Genomic DNA, 17291 nt, shown 5'->3' with positions numbered 1-17291 from the left:
ACTCTAACGCCAGGAGAGTACATGTAAATACATTGCTGTCTCTGCGCACGACTTCGTTCAAAGGAGCACTCTCGTTTCCTTCGAGTAGGTTTCGCGGCTCACGTATTTCGACGAGCGAGTCCATCCTGGATCATGACCTCGTCGATTGCTGGATGTCTGAGCGCAAATGCAATGAAATAGTGGCGTGCACGCTGGGCAGCCTCGTGTGCTGAACTCGTTGTGTCGACGAGCTGCTCGACCTCAGCGTGGGTTGCATCCAGCATAGCAAACACTTCGAGATATGTTGACGTGAGTTGGGCGAACTTCTGGCTTGCCCGAAGGAGTTCATCTGCGTTCGGTTCAGTGACTGATGTGTCGCGGAGAAGCTGCTCACTCAAGAACGGCGCATTTCGTGAGGATGCCGCGAGATAGCCATGAAGATGCGTAAACGCTTGTCCGCCTTCCGACCGTACATCCAGGATAGAGTCGGCGGCCGCCTGTAACGCTTCAGTCCCCATGTTGAACAACTGTTCGAGGCGGTTCCGATCCTGTTCGGGAAGCGCCTCAAACGTTGCTGATACTGTGTATTCGGGCAGCCTGACTCGGAGGGACTCCTCAAGCTGGTGTTTTACCTCTCGGACACGGTCACCGTCGGCTGCTGGCCCCTCATGGACTGGATACCCGTAATTCAACGACAGGTACATCCGTGCCATCCAGTCGAACCAGACCGTGTCAATCGGCGAGAGATCAGCTGGCGGTTCATCTGGTAGATATCTCGGCTCTGGTCGAGGGCGATGGCCGCCGCTAAACGGCGGAAGTTCGATATGGTCCGGAGTCGGCGGTTCGTGTCGTCGTGACAAATAGGTCGATGGCTCCAATTGGTTCCGTGCTGGGGTCGTCTGTATCGTCATTCCACGTCGTCGACGCCTCCCGTTGGCCGTACAGGTTCTGTGCGACCCTGTCAAGTTCGTTGACCTTGTCAAGTTCCGTGAGCCATCGCTCCGGAAGAGTACTCATACCGAACCGAGCGCCGGCGACAGCGCCGGCCACCGCACCGATCGTGTCGGTGTCTCCACCGGCGTTGACTGCCGTCACGATCGCTTCCTCGGCCGAGTTGGCTGTGAGACCGTAGTACAGCCCGGCTTGAAGCGTACTGACGACGTATCCGGAGTTGTCCAGATCGTCCGGAGAGAGGCCATCGAGGCCAGGCCTGAGTGCAGCTTCGATATCGTCCGGCAGGCCGAACAGCGGGTTCTCGACGACGCCAATGAGCGGATCGAAGGGTAACTTCCGGGCAGTCTCCTCGTCGACCAACATGAGTGTCGCAAGAATCCGGTTCAAGACACTACAAGCATGGGTGCACCGCGGATCGGCGTGCGTGATCGCTGATGAGCTGTGGCTCACAGCATCGAGTTCGATCGGCGAGCGGGCGTACCGAATCGCGTATGGGGCACACCGCATGAGGCTCCCGTTGCCAGCGTTGCTCCCCTCAGAACGTGACTCCCACACCACTTGGCCGGCCTCACGCCACGACATCCCATCGTCGATCGCTCGGAGTGCATCGGCAGTCATAAGGCCGATATCGAAGGGGCCACTTCGATACCACTCCACGAATCGTCGTGCAATATCGCCGCCATCGAACTCAGAACGGTCCGCCAGCGAACGGCCGATCCGAAGCGCTAATTCTGTATCGTCAGTGATCGTACCGGCTGGCTGTCCGTGGGTCCCGTCCCCGGCCATCTTGGTAAGCGTACCGTGTTCGCGTTCAATCCCTGCTGACGTAGAGAACTCGACCGGACGTCCGAGCGCATCACCGCAGGCCAGGCCGAGGAGCGTGCCCCGGGCGGCATTGACAGCACGTTCCATCGATACTTGCTGTTTCGAGCCTAACCCTCAAGAAACCTACCGGTAAGGTCGTCGTTGCGAGTATATCTATCGCCTCCAGATGTGCCGTACTAAGACAATAATATAGAAATCAAGAGAAAGGCAACAAAATTAATTTGGACTATGCTGACGGAAATGTACTCTCTTGAACGGAATGAGTGGCTACACTACCGCTCTATTGCATAGTACACTGTGTCGATACCGTCTCCCCGGTCGTCTGGTAGGTTCGTGACGTTCTCAAATCCGAGTTCTTCTAATAGCGATAGATGCGAGTGATTCGTACTCCAAGTCCGAGTCGTCACATACGGACACTCAATTCCTGGTGGAAGGTCCGAGAGAATCCGCTTGTACATTTTCCGGGCGAATCCACGACGGCGATAGTCCGGTGACACAATGACAGTTGAGATGTAGTTCGATGGCTGGTAGCCTTCGAGCTCTGAGGTTCGGTAGCCCTCCCGGAAAGACATGAACCCACGAATATCTCCTCTGTCATGACAGGCGATAAGATGTTGGTCCAAACACTGCGAGTGATAAGATTCGATTGCATCGCCAACATCTTCAGTATCAGCACTCGAAGCATCAGCTAGCCCTTCCCGCTGAGTCGTCCCTTCCCGTGCTGAGAGGCGCGGGACGAACTCGTCGTCTGCAGCGACTAACAATTCTCGGATACCATCGCTGAACCGTTCTGTTTCGGAAATATAATCGATGGTTGTCATTGGTTACTTGGTCGGACTGCAAACGCGTAAATTCGCGTAGTATCGATTTTGTCGTACTTTTCCGCTATTGATTTGTATCGTTCTACGAACGCCTGCTTCTCGGCGTCGTTGGCTAATTGTTTGCGATACGAAAGGAGCGATGCCTCCGCAAAGTCGTCGACCAAAGTATCCGGTTGTTCGGATTCCATCTGATTGATTTTCAGTGGCTCAAACCCATGTTCTCTGAGAAGATGTTCCATTTCGTCTTTGTCGTAGTAGATGAGTGGGAACTGGAAGTCGTCGAAGTACTCCTCAAACCCGAGCTCTTTGTACGCCTGCTCCGCTGCGTCGTGGAGTTCACTGTAACATCCCTTTCCTCCTTGATGAATAGCGATGAGTCCTCCGGGCTTCAGGTGCTGAAAAATGTTCTTGTAGGCTTTGTCCTGTGGCTGCACCCAATGCATCGTCGAGTTACTTACAATCACGTCGAACGGGTCTACTGGACCGTACTCGACGATATCTGCCGTCTCATACTGGACTCTAGAGTGGGAATGATCCTGTCTGGCCTTTTGGATCTGAGCCTGTGATTCATCAATACCTACTAACTCGGTAGTCGAGTACTGCTCGGCGATACCGACCGTCAGCGTCCCTGATCCACAGCCGATATCTAGCATCCGAGAAGGAACTAAATCACGTTTGTCGATGAACTGCTCCAGTCGCCAAAGGAGGTAATCCGCCTGTGTCCGCTGTGTTGTCGAGTTATTTTCGTAATTGTCTGCATTCTGAAAAAGACTGTCACTATTATCTAGCCGGTCGAAACACTCGCTGGCGAAGTGATGGAGAAGCGTCCGGTCCTGTTTCTGGCTCATATCGGAGTACGCCGAAACGAAGAATTCAAGCGCCTTAGAAAACTCTCCGGCGCTGTAGTGTTGAGCGGCCTCATTGTAGCGCGTTAAATAGTCGCCGTCGTACTCTTCAAGCGAACAGATTTCGAAAACGTCAATCCGTTCGTAAATCCCCTCGATACGTTGATCAGGAATCAACCGGAAAGTATAGCCCTGTGCTAAGCCATCAATATTTTCCCGTGTTTCTTTGTCGGTGATGATAGCTATATCAAACTTCTTACAGAGGCTCTGTAGCCGACTTGCAATATTCACGTTACGACTGATAATCGTCTCGTCTATGTCTGCAATGGTTGTTCGTTTGAGCTCACCGCTTGAGATACCGATACCAATCTCAAGGTTGAGATTAGTTCTATGTTCCAAGTTTGGGAGACGTTGGTGAAGCATTTCACCGGCCGCCCGGACTGCGTTCGCTTCGCAGTCTCGTTCCCTGTCGTCGCGGAACACCGCCATCATACCGTCACCGATCAGCTTGTCTACCGTCCCCCCGTACGATTCAACGACACGTTTGAAACTGACAAACACCTGGTCGAGGACTGACTCGAGTTTTTTTGTGCCGTAAAACTCCAGTAGATTAGTGAAATTGCGCAAATCAACAAATAGGACACTACCCCAGCCGTCCCGAATCTGTTCTGACTGTCGCGTTTCCATTAACCTATAGGAGAAGTGTCCGCATAATACATAAACTATACGCCGTCTGTACAACTGAATGACGGTGGTGATGATTGGTAGACTCCTTATCGAGACGATATTCGTGATGCTCGATTTTCCAGAAGTAATAAAACGTGCGCCCGCCGTTCTGATTGGAGTCAGACCTTACTTGCGGCTCTGAGAAACGAGTAGATTTCAAGATTATCGGTCGATTGGTATCCAATCGTTCGGCTGTCTATCCGTTCGACCTCCGGCCATAGAGCTGCCTTATCGGCTGTATCGGCTTGATGGTATCTGATTGTCGCTCGAACGTCTTCATCGACTCCGAGATTCAGCGGGTAGCCATTTTCGATCTCTGCTACTGTAGCGGCCGCTTGTGCCTCTATATCCTCCCGCACCGCTTCTGGGTGACGACACGCCGCAGATCGCATTCCACGACATTCTTTTGTGACTACGTACTTGGTCCGGGGAAGTAGCTCAGTAAGTTCATCCTCAAGACGATCGTCGCCGGTTACAAGACCCGTCGGGACATCGAAGTATTCCATTCCCATCGCATTCAGTTCCACCTCGCCAACCGGCTGCCCATTTAGGGTCACTTCCGACATCGTCGACGAGCTGAACACATGTTCTAATACACCTCCGTAACCTGGGCGTGTATGGGCACCGATTTGAAACCCAATATCGGCACTACCTTCGGCCCCCGAAATCATCCCATGTGGTCGGGGTCCGCCACGAACCAGTGTCGCCTTGGGATGTAGTTCTTCAAGTATTATATTACGCTTCCCACCATGGGAATCGTTCACAACGATTTCAGCTTTCCGCTCGGAGAGGACTCCTCTAATTGCCGCGTTAATATCCTCCGTCATTGCTCGGCGGACCCGTTCGGACTCCTCGTCTTCTTGTGCCCAGTCTACGAATCCCGATACACCCTCGATATCACCACAAATGAATACTTCGAAGTCGCTCATGTTCATCCTTACTCTCGTCATTTTAATAACTTTACGCTCATCAGGACAATCCGTAACGTATCTTTTCTTTATGATTTGGTCTCTATTTGCGGCGAATGAAAGATCAACATTCCCGTAGACGAGAGCCGAAACAGAATTTTCACTGCTGAAGATTCCAACAGAGCCGAATAATCATTCCAGTAAAACCCGACGGGCGTGGAGTCTAATTGAGAATAACGCTACGATTAGAGCCACAATGAACACGACAATCTTAAGTCTCATCGAGATATCAAATCCGATGATTATCGTTGCAGCGCCCAACACAATTGGAATTGATAACTTATCGAACAGTCGAACGAACACGTCGCTCGTATCTCTGTGGACCTTAACGGGTTGATACACGCCGTCACCCCGTAGTTGTAACTCGTTCCGGGCACTAGCACTAATGTAAATTCTTGGCAAATCAAGGAGCAGACCAGCACGACTGGCTTCGTTCGTATCAACGAACGGTGGTGGATATCGAGTCGGAGCTTCTTCTTCACGGTCTCGATACTTCTCTTCTAGTCGCTCGTGCAGAGGGAGTGCTTTCATCCCACGAAGACGAGCGTTTGCCGATTGTATCACAATTCGGTCGCCCCACTCAATACCAACAAGATCCTTCACTTCTGGTGGTATCCGACAAACACGATACCCTGCATCAGGTGAGGATGCTTTTCGAACTCGACACGAAGCGGGTCGAAACCTCAGCATGCTATTCATCATTCGCTGCCGGAATCCGATGGTCTCTAAATCGACTTCTTCCACAAGTACCTCATCGCCGATTGACACTGCGATTCCACGCCGACAATGAATCCCGACTCCGACCTCGTCTGGTTTGATTTCAGTGTCAAATCTGTCGTCAAGAGCCTCAACCCGCCCATAGAACTCCAGCGACCTCTCGTCGTGATCAGCGGTTATTTTGAGAAATTCTCCTTCTGAAACATTTGGAAACTCACCGAGTGTGTCGGGGTGAAGCTGGATATCGTGGAGGTTAGTAGTTTTTCTGTTGAAGCCAGCGCTAACAGTTGACGTAGTTGTAAGTTTTTGAGAGGATCTGTCGGCGGATTCCGGATCTCGTATCGCTTTATTCGCCACTGCTGATAGAATTTATTGAGGTGATATAAAACCTACTGCTAGTAACTCCCATCGGTTGAATCTTGTCCAAGGAGTAACCGCTTTGGAGAACCACGCAAGGACAGTCTAGTCGAGTGAACCAAACCGTAAAACAGCGTACGGGTGTCGGTGTACGATCGTTCTCTCAAACGTCTTCGTTCTTGATATCTAAACGTTCTTTGAGGAGGTCTGCCAGTTCCATGATCAGTTCTCGCTACTGTCCCCTTGTTTCTCGAACTTGCTGAGCTAGACAGTGCGCTTTTCAAAGTAATGAATATCTAAATAAAAATCAAACGTTAGTATCTACCCAAAGAATAATTACTCCTGCATTAATGGCTCACTAACATGGCAAGCGAGAAGATATTAGGAATAGACCTAGGCACAACAAACAGTGGGATGGCGATTGTTGAGGGCGGCGACCCACAAATGCTTGCGAACAATGAAGGAAAGCGACTGACACCGTCTGTTGTTCACTATAATGAGGACGGCAAAGCACTCGTCGGCCGACGGGCAATTGATCGTGAACCTGCCGAACCGGAGCAAGTCGTTCGAGAAATTAAACGTCATATGGGAGAGGAGGACCATACGGTAGAAATTAAAGGTTCCGAGTATACGCCTCCTGAAGTCTCCTCGGAGATCCTCAACAAACTCAAATCCGATGCGCAGGAGTATCTCGGAGATGATGTTGATGAAGCAGTTGTCACAGTTCCAGCATACTTTACAATCAAACAAACTGCCGCAACGAAAGAAGCTGCTGAGATTACTGGCATCGACGACATCCACCTTCTGAACGAACCAACTGCAGCAGCACTCGCATACGGGAACGGGAAGGAGCTAGACGAAACGATACTTGTGTACGACTTCGGGGGTGGAACACTGGATATCTCGATTATTGAGGTTGCCAATGACGAGTACAAAGTTCTAGCAACGGATGGGGACAACAGTCTAGGGGGCGCTGATTTTGATAGGGCACTGATGGAGCTGATTGCGGATCGATATGAAGAGGAACACGGCATTGACATTCTTGACGACGAGGAAGTCAGAGCAAACCTCCGTACAGAAGCCGAAGAAACAAAGATTGATCTCTCAACTGACGAAGAAGCTGAAGCGTTAGCACCGTTCCTCGGCCAAATCAACGGTGAAATCATCGAGATTGAGGAGAAAGTCACGAGAGAAACGTTCGAAGATACTGTCGAAGAACTCCTAGATCGGTCTATCGATCCCGTATCGACTGCACTTAACAAGGCTGACCTCTCCACCAATGACCTTGACACGGCACTACTGGTGGGCGGATCCACACAGATTCCAGCAGTTCAGGAACGTCTTGAACAGTTTCTCGGTACCGAACCGACACTAACAATTGATCCTGATAAGATTGTCGCGCAGGGTGCAGCAGTGTATGCACAGCGCGAAATCAAAACGGGGTACCGATGCAGTGTGTGTGGGAAAGAGTTCGATGCAATACTCCACCTTAACGAGCACTACGACGAAGATCATTCTGACTCCGAAGACGCTTTCGAGTGCACACAGCCAGATTGTGACGAAACTTTCCAATCCGAGGACGCTCGGAAAGCCCACCAAGCACAAGTACATACAGGTGGTGGAGAAGAGAGTATTACTGGTGCTGAAGACAGTATTACTGATATTATCAGCCACTCCCTTGGGACTGAGTTAAAAGATGGGAGTATGGACGTGCTCATCGAGCAAGGGACAAGCACGGACAACGCTGAAGGCACTGGGATGTACACGACGACGAGTGATAATCAGACTAGAGTCCGTGTCGGTGTGTATCAAGGAGAGAGTGGGATTGCCAGAGAAAACGAAGAAATCGGAGAACTCCTATTGACCGGCATCTCTCCACGGCCTGCCGGCGTCCCAAGAATTGAGGTCACCTATGACTACGATAAGAACGGAATTCTTCACGTTGAGGCTGTCGACGAGGAAAGTGGAGAAGAAGTTGACGGTGATTTCGATATTTAACCGGACTACTCACTAACAACTACCTGTGCTGGCCTGATCACTCGTTCGGAGATTGCGTACCCTATTTCGACCACTCGCACGATTTCTTCGGTGTCGTATGAGTCAGTTGCCTCCTTGTCGATCATCCGGTGAAGATCGTTATCGTATTCCTCACCGAGAGCGGGTTCAATCTTATCGATCTGTTCAGAGGTAAAGACCTGATCGAACTGCTTGGTGATGATCTGAAGTCGACGCTCTGGTCCTTCTTGGAGATCTTCAAGCTCAATGGCGTCTTGAAGATTGTCCTTGATATCCAGCATATCTCTCGCAAAATCTTCGATTGCGTAATTCTTGATTTCCTCGTGTTCGTGCTCGTTTCGTCGCTGATAATCACTTAGTAGAGACTCAAGATCGTCAATTCGCTGCTGGCTTTCTTCCACAGTTTCCTCTAACGTCTCAATTCTTTCCTCAAGCCGAGCAACTGATTTACTCTCCTTTTCTGGTTCTTGTGAGGAATGTGGTTCTGAGTTCGTGGACGCATCTGATTCGTTTGTGCTAACTGTACCATTCTCTGCCCGGTCTTCAGAACTGACTGCTGATTCCCCTTCGCTGTCTTCTAGATTTTTTGTCCCTTGTCGGCCTGATTGGGTTTCAGTACTCTCATTTTGTGGTTCCGGATCAATTGGAACAGTTTCACCTGTCTTTGAATTGCCGGTCTCTCCATCGTCGATTTTCTCTTCTTGTTCTTCGTTAGACGTACCGCTACTCTGCTCTGTTGTGTCTGTCGTGTCGGTACGCTCGGAGTTCTCGTCTGGATCTTGGTCTTCAGAAGGATCAGGGTCTATCATTGTTTCTCTAATTCGTGAATGTTGTTCTTTGTTTTTATTTTTTTTGGCGCTTAGTCTTCGGTATCAAGCCTATTTTTGCCCACCCGAATGATACCGCCTGCTTCTTCGGCTGTATTTAGCTTCTGTTTGAGCTCATCCGCAGTATCAATCCAGCCTTGATCCTCAATTTCTTTGATTTTCTCTCTCACTTCTGTTTCTGAAGTCTCCGGATCCTGAATACCTACAGTCACCTCCGCAATCGCCCGGTTTTCTTCTATGTCGACACGTTCGAGTCCCGCTTGATCTGTGTAGTCAACGTCAACGGTCGTTTCAGCTACTCTTGATCCTGATCCGTCTTCTACTCGTAATGTTGCAATTTCATAACTCAAGCCCCCAGCTTTGGGTTGCCCGAGTATTTTAAACGTCAATCGATGAGGATCGCCTACTTGTAGTTCGGGAAGACCAACTGATGGCGGAGATTGATCATGGTCGATCTCCCGTTGTTCGATTTTCGGCGCGTCAAAAAAGACTGTTTTGTCATCTAATATGAATCCGTGTGCCGGATGGATCTTGAGTTCCGGATTTGGTACAATAACCTGATCCGTATCGCTGACTGTCTCGTCGAGGAACGCATCGATATCCTCTTGTGACAGGTCTGCGGGAACACCACCTGACCCGTTCGCTAACGCCAGCATTACCTCTTCGTCGTACCCTCCTCCGATACCGGCTGCCATTATGGAAATCCCGCACTCGTTGTACTCTTCTGCGAGGTCGCGGTAGGTTTCGGGGTCGAACCGATCCTGGCCATCTGAAAGTAAGATAATTCGCTTGACAGCCTCTGAGTCATTGGGAGCGTGTTCTATAAGTTGATCCCTTGCGTTCTCAAGTCCTTTGTATATGTCAGTCCCTCCACCAGAATCGATATTGGTCAACTCTTTGTTTGCACCTTTTTGATCTATATTTGACCAAGAGTCTATTGGAAGTACGGTCTGAACCTCTGTATCGAAACCGAGGACGCTCACGTAATCTTCCTTATCTAATTTCCCAAGCGCACTCCCTGCACCATTTTTTGCGTTGTCTATTTTGTCACCGGCCATTGATCCGCTCGTGTCAATGAGTAATACAACGTGTCTCTTCGTGGGCTTTGTTTTGGCTAGGGGATCAATTCGTGCTTCGATCGTCGTTACTCCCCCAGATGTCGGAAGTGAGTTGCTGGTACCGCCAGTAATGTTCACCGTCATTATTGGCCACAAATACTACTCCCATTTTTATAACTATTGCTGAAATTACAACTATTAGTTTCAGTAGAGCATGTCATAGGATAGCCCGCCTGGTAGTCTTCGTATTCGATTCAACAGCCCTAAGACCGTATTCACCGTTCTCAAAGAAGCGTGCACCCCACGTCGGACCACCGCTGATACCAACGAACTATCAATATCCGCCACTGAACGGATGCTCTCTGACTAGTTCATACTCCGTACGCTTGGTGCACCCACTTCTAAACTCATTTCGAACTGGAACAATAATCAAACCGCCCACGTGTGAGGATTGTTTATACGTGCTATGGACATCAAAAAAAGTCAAGGATAGCTTCGATTGCAGACTCAGGCAGTCCGAGCACATCTTGTATTATCTCTATTATTAACACACGTATGTTCGAATATATCCCAATCATTATTTGCAGCATTGTTATTGTTATTGCTAATCCGGAAGAGACGACTATTAGCAATACAGTTAATTCGAAAAATGCCTGAAAAAACCCCAGAGATTCTCTCGTCATACTACCGTATTCAGAAAATCCTCCGCCCTCAATAGTATGTGTCTGTTGGAAAAAAAGGGCGAATGTCACCATATATGATCCAATCCAATAAAGTTTAGATGACGACGCGCGAACTCCTGTAATAGTACAATATAAGATTATGATCAGCGGCACAGCCCAGATCGGAGCTAACAAGACTTGTGATAAAATAGCAATAGCTAACTCTCCCGTATCGTAGCTACTCGGAAGGATATGGTATATTATTGCGAGTACGAAAACTGGGAATGTGTAAAAGGTCATTGCCAGAAAAAAATGCTGAGGCAACATTTTACGGTACCCCTCTACTATCCCCCCACGAATACCATCATTTTGTTCCTCTTGATACCCACAACTTGTCTCTTGAGACGATAGGTTTGCACTACACTCTTCGCAATACATACCGTTCCCGTTGACTTTTGCACCACACTCCTTACAGCGCAGACCTTTGTCCACTACCTTTCCGAGAATTCCTCCACCGATCGAGAAGATTATCCCTATAATTATAAATAAAATACCACCAGGTATAAAAGTAAAAATTGAATACCAAATAGGAAATACGAACAATCCTATATATAAAGTAAGAAATCCCAACCCTACAATCATTAGCCCTCCTGTCACACCAAATCTGCTGACAGATATATTTTCATCAATATCCATTTCTGAACCTCCGTATGGACACTCGGTTTCGTTGGGCGGAATCCATTGATATGTTGATTATATTGGCGTGGAGCAAATTCTTTGAGACTCAGTATCAAATATGGTTTCGCCTTAGTTTAAAAAACTTCGGACATATTTACGGCAAGTTATTGTTTAAGCGTGTGCTCATGAAGTAAATACAATTCCCTCTTACTAAGATCGAACGAACCAACTACACAGTCAAGCACTGCGGCCTCGGGCAGGTCCGCGCTCGAGGCCGCCTCCAATCATGAGCAGATGTGTTCCATGCGCTCTGTCTCCGGTTCGTTGTTGCAATCACCAACTACAAGCGGGAAAATGAACCGGGCTGTAAGAAGCAATGAGATGAATTCTATGGTTCCTTCTCGTATAAAATATTTGTCATAGATGGGCTATGTGTAGTTAAAACAGGAAAATTTTATCTTCTAATACGTTAACCTCCTATCGAATGGCTGACCAAACGATCAAAGCGGGGTCGTTGCTTGAAGCTGTCGAACAATTACGAGCAGAGCGAGACGCTGGAAACATCGAATCTGAGGAGTTCCGGGAATTACTCATGCAATTGAACCAGTCCTGGCTCACTCCAGATATGACCACATCGCCACCGACATCACAACCAAGTGATAATAATACCTCAGCCCAATACGAAGAGAGTCACCCGGGCTGGTCAGGACAGTCTCAGCCAAAATCCGACGAAGAATCATCAAACCGATCATTTGTCCGTAATTTCGATTGGCAGTATCAGTATCATTCAGAATCATTCGAACTTGATGTTCCAAAACGGTTATATCGATATTATGCTCGGAGATACCGTACTCGATCGTTTGCTACGTATATTGCCGACCCATTCGACCAAGGACTTATTCGAGATATCATAGACCGATTGAAAGAGTTCTGCACTGACTATGATATTCCAGAGGACCAGCTACACGAGGTCGCACGTAGTTTCGTTCAACATTTCGAATATGCCTCTGATAAGGTTACTCAAGGAGAACTCGAATATCCGAAATTCCCGATCGAAACACTGCTACACGAAGGGGGAGATTGTGAGGACTCCTCGATCATCCTTGGGGCCATTCTGCGGGAACTCGGTTACAATGTTGCAATCCTTGTCCTTCCAAGAAAACAACATATGATGCTGGGCGTCTCCTTCCATGCTAATATTGGTGGGGCATGCGTTGAACATGAGGGGGAGGAGTACACACTCGTAGAGACAACTTCTCCAGGATGGGACTACGGATCCATTCCTCCTCGGTACACAAATGCGAGCGTTAGAGCGTATCCAGTGAATGATCAGCCGGTACTTGTTCACAAGTGGTCAGCAGAACCCACTGGTGACGGAGACGTAGTGATTGACGGTCATATAGCAAACTTTGGAAATGCTCCTGCCAATAAGGTTACTGCTGTGTTTTATTTTGAAACTGAACGGGGACGTGCAATCTCAAGAGAGAAAATCTGTTCTATCGACTTATTATATAATGGGCAGTCGCACGAATTCTCGCAGACCGTTTTTGAGCCAAATAACGAGGGGGATGTCCGAGGCCGTCTCAAACTGTCTATTGACGGCTCACTTCATGATGTTAGTACGAGCTTCACACGATAGGGCAGTATTGATTAACGTCATGTCAGACGAGGGGAGGGGTCTAATAATGCTCAGGGATTGATTTCAAGTTGTTCACCAGAGGTGCAATTTTATTCCAGCCAGTACGACGCCCGAGAATAGCAAGAGAGTGATGTTGATGCAGTTCTACTGATGGCTGATCAATGATCTTGAAAACGAGATCGGCGCGGTGATTTCGGCTTGCCAACAATTAATTACCTCCGTAGCTATCTGATTTGTTGTGAGAGTACGATGACACGAACAGTTCAGGTTGATGCGACAGGTCAGGCAGAGGTGCTCCCGGTGTTAGCATTGATCAAAGTCGCCGCTTCCGGAACCGGTGAGACAACAGCAGCCGCTTACGCAAATGCGAAAGATCGAGCTGCTGCGATTCGGTCCTCGGTGACGTCGATCGACGAGGAGCAGGTTCGGACTGTTGATTTCACGGTTGAGGACCCTGCCGACTTCTACGAGTGCAACACCGATGCCCCGTTTGAAGCAACAGAACATCTTGAGATTGATTGCACCCCAGATGCTGTTGAGGGAGTTGTCATTGACGTAACTGACGCCGGCGGAATGGTGCGTGAGGTGAACTTCTCAGCCGACAAATCGGTAGCACGTCAGCTCGAAAAAGAGGCCCTCATAAAGGCTACGCAGAGGGCACGAGAGAAGGCTGAGAGTATCGCGTCTACAGAGGATCTTGAAGTCGGGGACGTATTGGATGTGACCGAAAAGCGTGACGGGTTGGGGATGGACAGTCTTGTTGATGAAGCACTAGAAATGAATCGGGGGACAGTCATTCAGCCGTCTCCTATCACTGCATCAGAAACTGTCGAGGTTGTATTTGAACTCACAGATGGGTAATACTGAGGACCGTTCAATTTCTTGGAAGACTCGGCCCTACGGCTATTACAAATTTATTTCAAGACGTTCTTTAGCGACGTTGATGTCACGGAGACGACTTCCCTCTGGACACTTATTGATGATACTCGTGATCGTATCAAGAGCGAGTGGCCGGAAATTCAGGAGTTCGCTACTAACATTCACCCGCTGATCATCAACGGCCACGAACGGGTACCCATCTGTGTCGTTGTTATGCATGTGGCCGTGGATAATCCACCCGTCCCAATCATCGGGAATATCCTCAGGCCGATGTGCACAATAGAACGTGTAGTCGTCATGATTGAGAACACACGAATCAAGCACCGGGAATGGTGCTTGCTCTGGCTCCAATCCCACATCGTGGTTACCTCGGACCAACAAATCACCGTCGAGTCGCTGGAAGTACTCGATCGTTTCCCGTCCGTCCTGCATATCCATCGCGACATCGCCCAGATGGATCAGGACGGCCTCATCGTCAACTGTCTCGTAATGACGGTCCAACAGTGTATTGTTCATGGCCCCGACGCTAGAGAACGGCCGGTCGCAGTATTCGATGATGTTCGTATGGCCGAAATGATGATCCGAAATAACGTATCTGCTCATAGTACCCCCGATACATACTGTCAAATTAACCCTTTGGGTAACTGAGACTTCTCCCTTGGTTCTCGAACATTAAGTCCTATTCATTACTACTTACGTCATATTTTTATCTAATAGGTCAAGATATAGTAAGTATCATGGGTGTCCTGAGGACGTCGTGGAAAGCAAAATTGGTGACGCTAGTCTGTGTCGATGCAGTCTGGCGGCTGCCGTCATTGACACCCACTGATGATGCACTCGTCGATATCGCAGTAGTGATACTGTCGTTAGGGATTGAGATTGCTGATGTTGACTGGCTATCATTCGTCACAACATGGCTCTTATTTGGCTATGTCGCGGCACTGTTTGCGCCAAGAGCATACTCCAATCAGAATCAGCTTCCACCCGCCGGTGGTGAACGAGGGTTTGTAGTACTGTTTGCTATCACGGCACTTCTGTCAGCTCTGGCAATCGCTTCCTTCATGGCCGACATCACGGATACACCGACCATCGGAAGCGCTGGCAGTCTCTTTTTTGTGATCATACTTGCATGGGTTCTCTATCTTTTTGTGTGGCGGCGCTGGAGAAGTACTGATCAGTACCGACAATTGCTCCGAAATCCACCAGATACCACCCAGCGGGGAGATGGTCAGATGCGCGAGCTTATTGGCTCGGTTGGTGACGTTATCGCGGGGACAAGTATGATTCTTCTCCCAGTCGTTCTCGCTGGAGTCGTCATATTGCTCCTCTTTCTGGCCTATCCTCTCAGTGATCTAATCGTCCTTGGAGGGGTACTGTTGACAGTTCTCAATGATCGGAGTCAGACGGTGCCGGATGCTGAACAGTATCTATTTGATCATCTGTCTATGGCTTCTCAAGGAATCCACGGTATGATTCTGACGTGGTTTATTGCCCTCACTAGCATCCAGTTCGTTCTTTTGTATGTCATCGGATTTCAGGCGCTTCTTGATCTCAACTACGGTTTGATCCTGTCAACCGAGACACTTCGAGCTACGCCGTTGCTGGGTTGGGGACTGCTCGGGTTTCCGGTTACGATTTTTGCTTGCGGGACTTACGGGTTGTGGGTCTGTTACCGGTACCTGGCCCGAGTGTCATCTTTCGTTACCACACCCACTGCAGGGTTAAGCACCGGTGGGTCGGCACCCAGTGTCACTGCAAGACCAGTAGGGGGGATCCTCCCTGCTGTACTGGGATGGGTCCTGATGACGATCGTCGCCGATCGTACATCCACGCTTGGTGACCTGTCGTTCGTACTCGTGTGGCCACTCATCATCGTAGGGTTACTCGCGTCAGTGGTTGTAACTCGACGTCGCGGAGAACATTCTGTTGGCAGAGAGCATCACGTGGTCGTCTGGAGTCTAGTGGTCATGGTGATGGTCTGGCCAGTGCTGGGAGTAATGACGGAAGCGATTTCTCCTAACCACTGGGCTGTGTATATGATTTTGCCGGTCCTGTGGCTTGGCTACTTTGGACATATCAGTCGAATTGCCAACCATGCTGATGATTGGCGTCGTCACAGTCTGCGATTGTACACCGTTGCCGGAGCAATATTGCACGGATTGGTGGCCGTTCTGGCTTCCGGGATAGCACGGACTGGGTTAGTACTCATTACCGTGGTGCTTCTGGGTGGCGGAGCAATTGAAATGTGGCTAACGGACCAGTCAGTAGATGACTGGGATCTGTCCAAATTGGACCCCTGACCGTAGTGGGATGATCAGGTTCGAAAAACGGCGACCGCTACCGATCGTCTAGTTCGTCCTCGAGTTGTTTAGCGATTTCCGCTGCCTGATCTGCAGTTCGTTCGTTACCGTAGCGTTCCGCGTTTTGACTCAGATCTTCAATATCGCTCTTATACCGTTGGAGATCGTACTCGGTTATTGGTGGATCGCTAGTACCGTTCCGTCGTGTATAGACGATGCCACCCACACCGGCAAGAAGGCCAAGAACCCCGACACCGAACATGATCCAAGGGAGTACCGAGTCATCATCTTCTACAACTTCATCGTCGTCAGCCTCAAGCTCTTCGACTTGTGTTTCCAGACTATTGACCTGTGTCCTGAGGTCAAGTAGCTGATATACAGGTGAACCAGAAATATCGGTTTCTGCGTCAATCGATGCGATACCAGCATCTGGTACAGACACACCGCCGCGACGGAATTCGTACTGGACCGAAGCTGCATCAATCATCTCGTCATCTGCCGTCAACTGACGTGGGTACGCCTCAAACCTAATTTCGACTTCCTCACCCGGTTCAAGCTCCGATATTTCGTACGATTTAATGTGGTGGGTCCCAGCATCTCGAAGCTCTTCATTAATCTCGGCTGCCCCGCTCGGTTCAACTGAAATCCCATACGAGTCATGATCGATAAACGACTCCTCTGATTGCCGGATATCGATTTCTACATCGGTCACAGTCTCCTGTTCTGGCGCAATCTGGACGGTCACGCCGATGGCCTGATTACTCTCGTCGGTCGGATATTCGGTCGTCACCTGAACGATTTCTTCTTCAGTGGTCGTGGTCTCAGCATCTTGTGACTGGGACAGGGAATCTCCACTATTTGCGTGGACAATGCCTGCACTACCAGCGCCCACGCCGACGGCTATGACAAGACAAATAAATAGCAGCTTCTGTAAGTTCATGGAGAGTAGATATTATGGATAGAACTAATACCTTTGGTTTGGTGAACAAATAGTCTGGATCTAGTGAAACGTGTGGTTCGGTCCGGCGGACTGCCTCTTC

15 protein-coding genes and 1 pseudogene are annotated in these 17291 nt (G+C 49.3%); 5 read left to right on the top strand and 11 right to left on the bottom strand.

The genetic code is table 11. The annotated features are described in order from the left end of the window. Window positions 1–98 precede the first annotated feature (98 nt). From AArcS_RS08585 to AArcS_RS08560, 6 genes are all read right to left on the bottom strand, one after another. Window positions 99–692: a hypothetical protein gene (locus tag AArcS_RS08585; protein WP_238477008.1), complete on the bottom strand. Its 594-nt coding sequence runs from the start codon at window positions 690–692 to the stop codon at window positions 99–101. 91 nt (window positions 693–783) lie between these two features. Then, a complete protein-coding gene (locus AArcS_RS08580) occupies window positions 784–1845 on the bottom strand; it encodes an ADP-ribosylglycohydrolase family protein (RefSeq protein ID WP_238477007.1) in 1062 nt (353 codons plus the stop codon). Between the two features lie 185 nt (window positions 1846–2030). Next, complete coding sequence (locus tag AArcS_RS08575; RefSeq protein ID WP_238477006.1) at window positions 2031–2579, bottom strand: GNAT family N-acetyltransferase; 549 nt, start codon at window positions 2577–2579, stop codon at window positions 2031–2033. After that, complete coding sequence (locus AArcS_RS08570) at window positions 2576–4111, bottom strand: methyltransferase (protein ID WP_238477005.1); 1536 nt, start codon at window positions 4109–4111, stop codon at window positions 2576–2578. The genes AArcS_RS08575 and AArcS_RS08570 overlap by 4 nt, the downstream gene beginning before the upstream one ends. A 158-nt stretch (window positions 4112–4269) precedes the next feature. Next, window positions 4270–5079 carry a M55 family metallopeptidase gene (locus AArcS_RS08565; RefSeq protein ID WP_238477004.1) on the bottom strand — a complete coding sequence of 270 codons (810 nt, stop codon included), beginning with the start codon at window positions 5077–5079 and terminating at the stop codon, window positions 4270–4272. A gap of 171 nt (window positions 5080–5250) precedes the next feature. After that, on the bottom strand, window positions 5251–6192 hold the full coding sequence (locus tag AArcS_RS08560) for a hypothetical protein (RefSeq protein ID WP_238477003.1): 942 nt from the start codon (window positions 6190–6192) through the stop codon (window positions 5251–5253). A 363-nt stretch (window positions 6193–6555) separates the two neighbouring features. On the opposite strand from AArcS_RS08560, the gene AArcS_RS08555 reads away from it, so the two are divergent. Then, window positions 6556–8190 carry an Hsp70 family protein gene (locus AArcS_RS08555; RefSeq protein ID WP_238477001.1) on the top strand — a complete coding sequence of 545 codons (1635 nt, stop codon included), beginning with the start codon at window positions 6556–6558 and terminating at the stop codon, window positions 8188–8190. Window positions 8191–8195: 5 nt separating this feature from the next. Here the strand turns inward: AArcS_RS08555 and grpE are convergent, their stop codons facing one another. The 3 genes from grpE to AArcS_RS08540 all read right to left on the bottom strand — a co-directional run bounded on the left by grpE (window position 8196) and on the right by AArcS_RS08540 (window position 11451). Then, window positions 8196–9017 (bottom strand): nucleotide exchange factor GrpE, encoded by an 822-nt coding sequence (gene grpE / locus AArcS_RS08550; protein ID WP_238477000.1) that lies wholly within the window; start codon window positions 9015–9017, stop codon window positions 8196–8198. A 50-nt stretch (window positions 9018–9067) separates the two neighbouring features. Further along, a complete protein-coding gene (locus tag AArcS_RS08545) occupies window positions 9068–10237 on the bottom strand; it encodes a vWA domain-containing protein (RefSeq protein ID WP_238476999.1) in 1170 nt (389 codons plus the stop codon). 329 nt (window positions 10238–10566) lie between these two features. Further along, window positions 10567–11451 (bottom strand): hypothetical protein, encoded by an 885-nt coding sequence (locus tag AArcS_RS08540; RefSeq protein WP_238476998.1) that lies wholly within the window; start codon window positions 11449–11451, stop codon window positions 10567–10569. A gap of 191 nt (window positions 11452–11642) precedes the next feature. Between AArcS_RS08540 and AArcS_RS08535 the strand changes: the two are divergent. From AArcS_RS08535 to AArcS_RS08525, 3 genes and pseudogenes are all read left to right on the top strand, one after another. Continuing rightward, window positions 11643–11813: pseudogene (locus tag AArcS_RS08535) on the top strand (IS5/IS1182 family transposase); the annotation flags it as partial. Window positions 11814–11917: 104 nt separating this feature from the next. Next, window positions 11918–13072: a transglutaminase-like domain-containing protein gene (locus AArcS_RS08530; RefSeq protein ID WP_238476997.1), complete on the top strand. Its 1155-nt coding sequence runs from the start codon at window positions 11918–11920 to the stop codon at window positions 13070–13072. A 249-nt stretch (window positions 13073–13321) separates the two neighbouring features. Beyond that, window positions 13322–13933, top strand: coding sequence for an SIMPL domain-containing protein (locus AArcS_RS08525; protein WP_238476996.1), 612 nt, complete (start codon window positions 13322–13324; stop codon window positions 13931–13933). A 45-nt stretch (window positions 13934–13978) separates the two neighbouring features. On the opposite strand, the gene AArcS_RS08520 is transcribed toward AArcS_RS08525, so the two are convergent. Beyond that, window positions 13979–14554, bottom strand: coding sequence for a metallophosphoesterase (locus AArcS_RS08520; RefSeq protein ID WP_238476995.1), 576 nt, complete (start codon window positions 14552–14554; stop codon window positions 13979–13981). Between the two features lie 134 nt (window positions 14555–14688). Here AArcS_RS08520 and AArcS_RS08515 point away from each other — a divergent pair, with 134 nt between their 5' ends. Next, entirely contained in the window at window positions 14689–16251 is a 1563-nt protein-coding gene (locus AArcS_RS08515; RefSeq protein WP_238476994.1) for a hypothetical protein, read from the top strand. Between the two features lie 37 nt (window positions 16252–16288). On the opposite strand, the gene AArcS_RS08510 is transcribed toward AArcS_RS08515, so the two are convergent. Further along, window positions 16289–17191: a hypothetical protein gene (locus AArcS_RS08510; RefSeq protein WP_238476993.1), complete on the bottom strand. Its 903-nt coding sequence runs from the start codon at window positions 17189–17191 to the stop codon at window positions 16289–16291. Window positions 17192–17291: the final 100 nt, after the last annotated feature.

This window comes from Natranaeroarchaeum sulfidigenes (genome assembly GCF_017094485.1).
Classification (GTDB): domain Archaea; phylum Halobacteriota; class Halobacteria; order Halobacteriales; family Natronoarchaeaceae; genus Natranaeroarchaeum; species Natranaeroarchaeum sulfidigenes.
The sequence above is the reverse complement of the archived record's forward strand: the minus strand, read 5'-3'. Positions and strand labels throughout refer to the sequence as shown.

Excerpts from the sequence above, each read along its gene's own strand:
- AArcS_RS08585 (WP_238477008.1), bottom strand. The coding sequence starts at position 692 with ATGGCACGGATGTACCTGTCGTTGAATTACGGGTATCCAGTCCATGAG.
- AArcS_RS08580 (WP_238477007.1), bottom strand. The coding sequence starts at position 1,845 with ATGGAACGTGCTGTCAATGCCGCCCGGGGCACGCTCCTCGGCCTGGCC.
- AArcS_RS08575 (WP_238477006.1), bottom strand. The coding sequence starts at position 2,579 with ATGACAACCATCGATTATATTTCCGAAACAGAACGGTTCAGCGATGGT.
- AArcS_RS08570 (WP_238477005.1), bottom strand. The coding sequence starts at position 4,111 with ATGGAAACGCGACAGTCAGAACAGATTCGGGACGGCTGGGGTAGTGTC.
- AArcS_RS08565 (WP_238477004.1), bottom strand. The coding sequence starts at position 5,079 with ATGAGCGACTTCGAAGTATTCATTTGTGGTGATATCGAGGGTGTATCG.
- AArcS_RS08555 (WP_238477001.1), top strand. The coding sequence starts at position 6,556 with ATGGCAAGCGAGAAGATATTAGGAATAGACCTAGGCACAACAAACAGT.
- grpE (WP_238477000.1), bottom strand. The coding sequence starts at position 9,017 with ATGATAGACCCTGATCCTTCTGAAGACCAAGATCCAGACGAGAACTCC.
- AArcS_RS08545 (WP_238476999.1), bottom strand. The coding sequence starts at position 10,237 with ATGACGGTGAACATTACTGGCGGTACCAGCAACTCACTTCCGACATCT.
- AArcS_RS08540 (WP_238476998.1), bottom strand. The coding sequence starts at position 11,451 with ATGGATATTGATGAAAATATATCTGTCAGCAGATTTGGTGTGACAGGA.
- AArcS_RS08530 (WP_238476997.1), top strand. The coding sequence starts at position 11,918 with ATGGCTGACCAAACGATCAAAGCGGGGTCGTTGCTTGAAGCTGTCGAA.
- AArcS_RS08525 (WP_238476996.1), top strand. The coding sequence starts at position 13,322 with ATGACACGAACAGTTCAGGTTGATGCGACAGGTCAGGCAGAGGTGCTC.
- AArcS_RS08520 (WP_238476995.1), bottom strand. The coding sequence starts at position 14,554 with ATGAGCAGATACGTTATTTCGGATCATCATTTCGGCCATACGAACATC.
- AArcS_RS08515 (WP_238476994.1), top strand. The coding sequence starts at position 14,689 with ATGGGTGTCCTGAGGACGTCGTGGAAAGCAAAATTGGTGACGCTAGTC.
- AArcS_RS08510 (WP_238476993.1), bottom strand. The coding sequence starts at position 17,191 with ATGAACTTACAGAAGCTGCTATTTATTTGTCTTGTCATAGCCGTCGGC.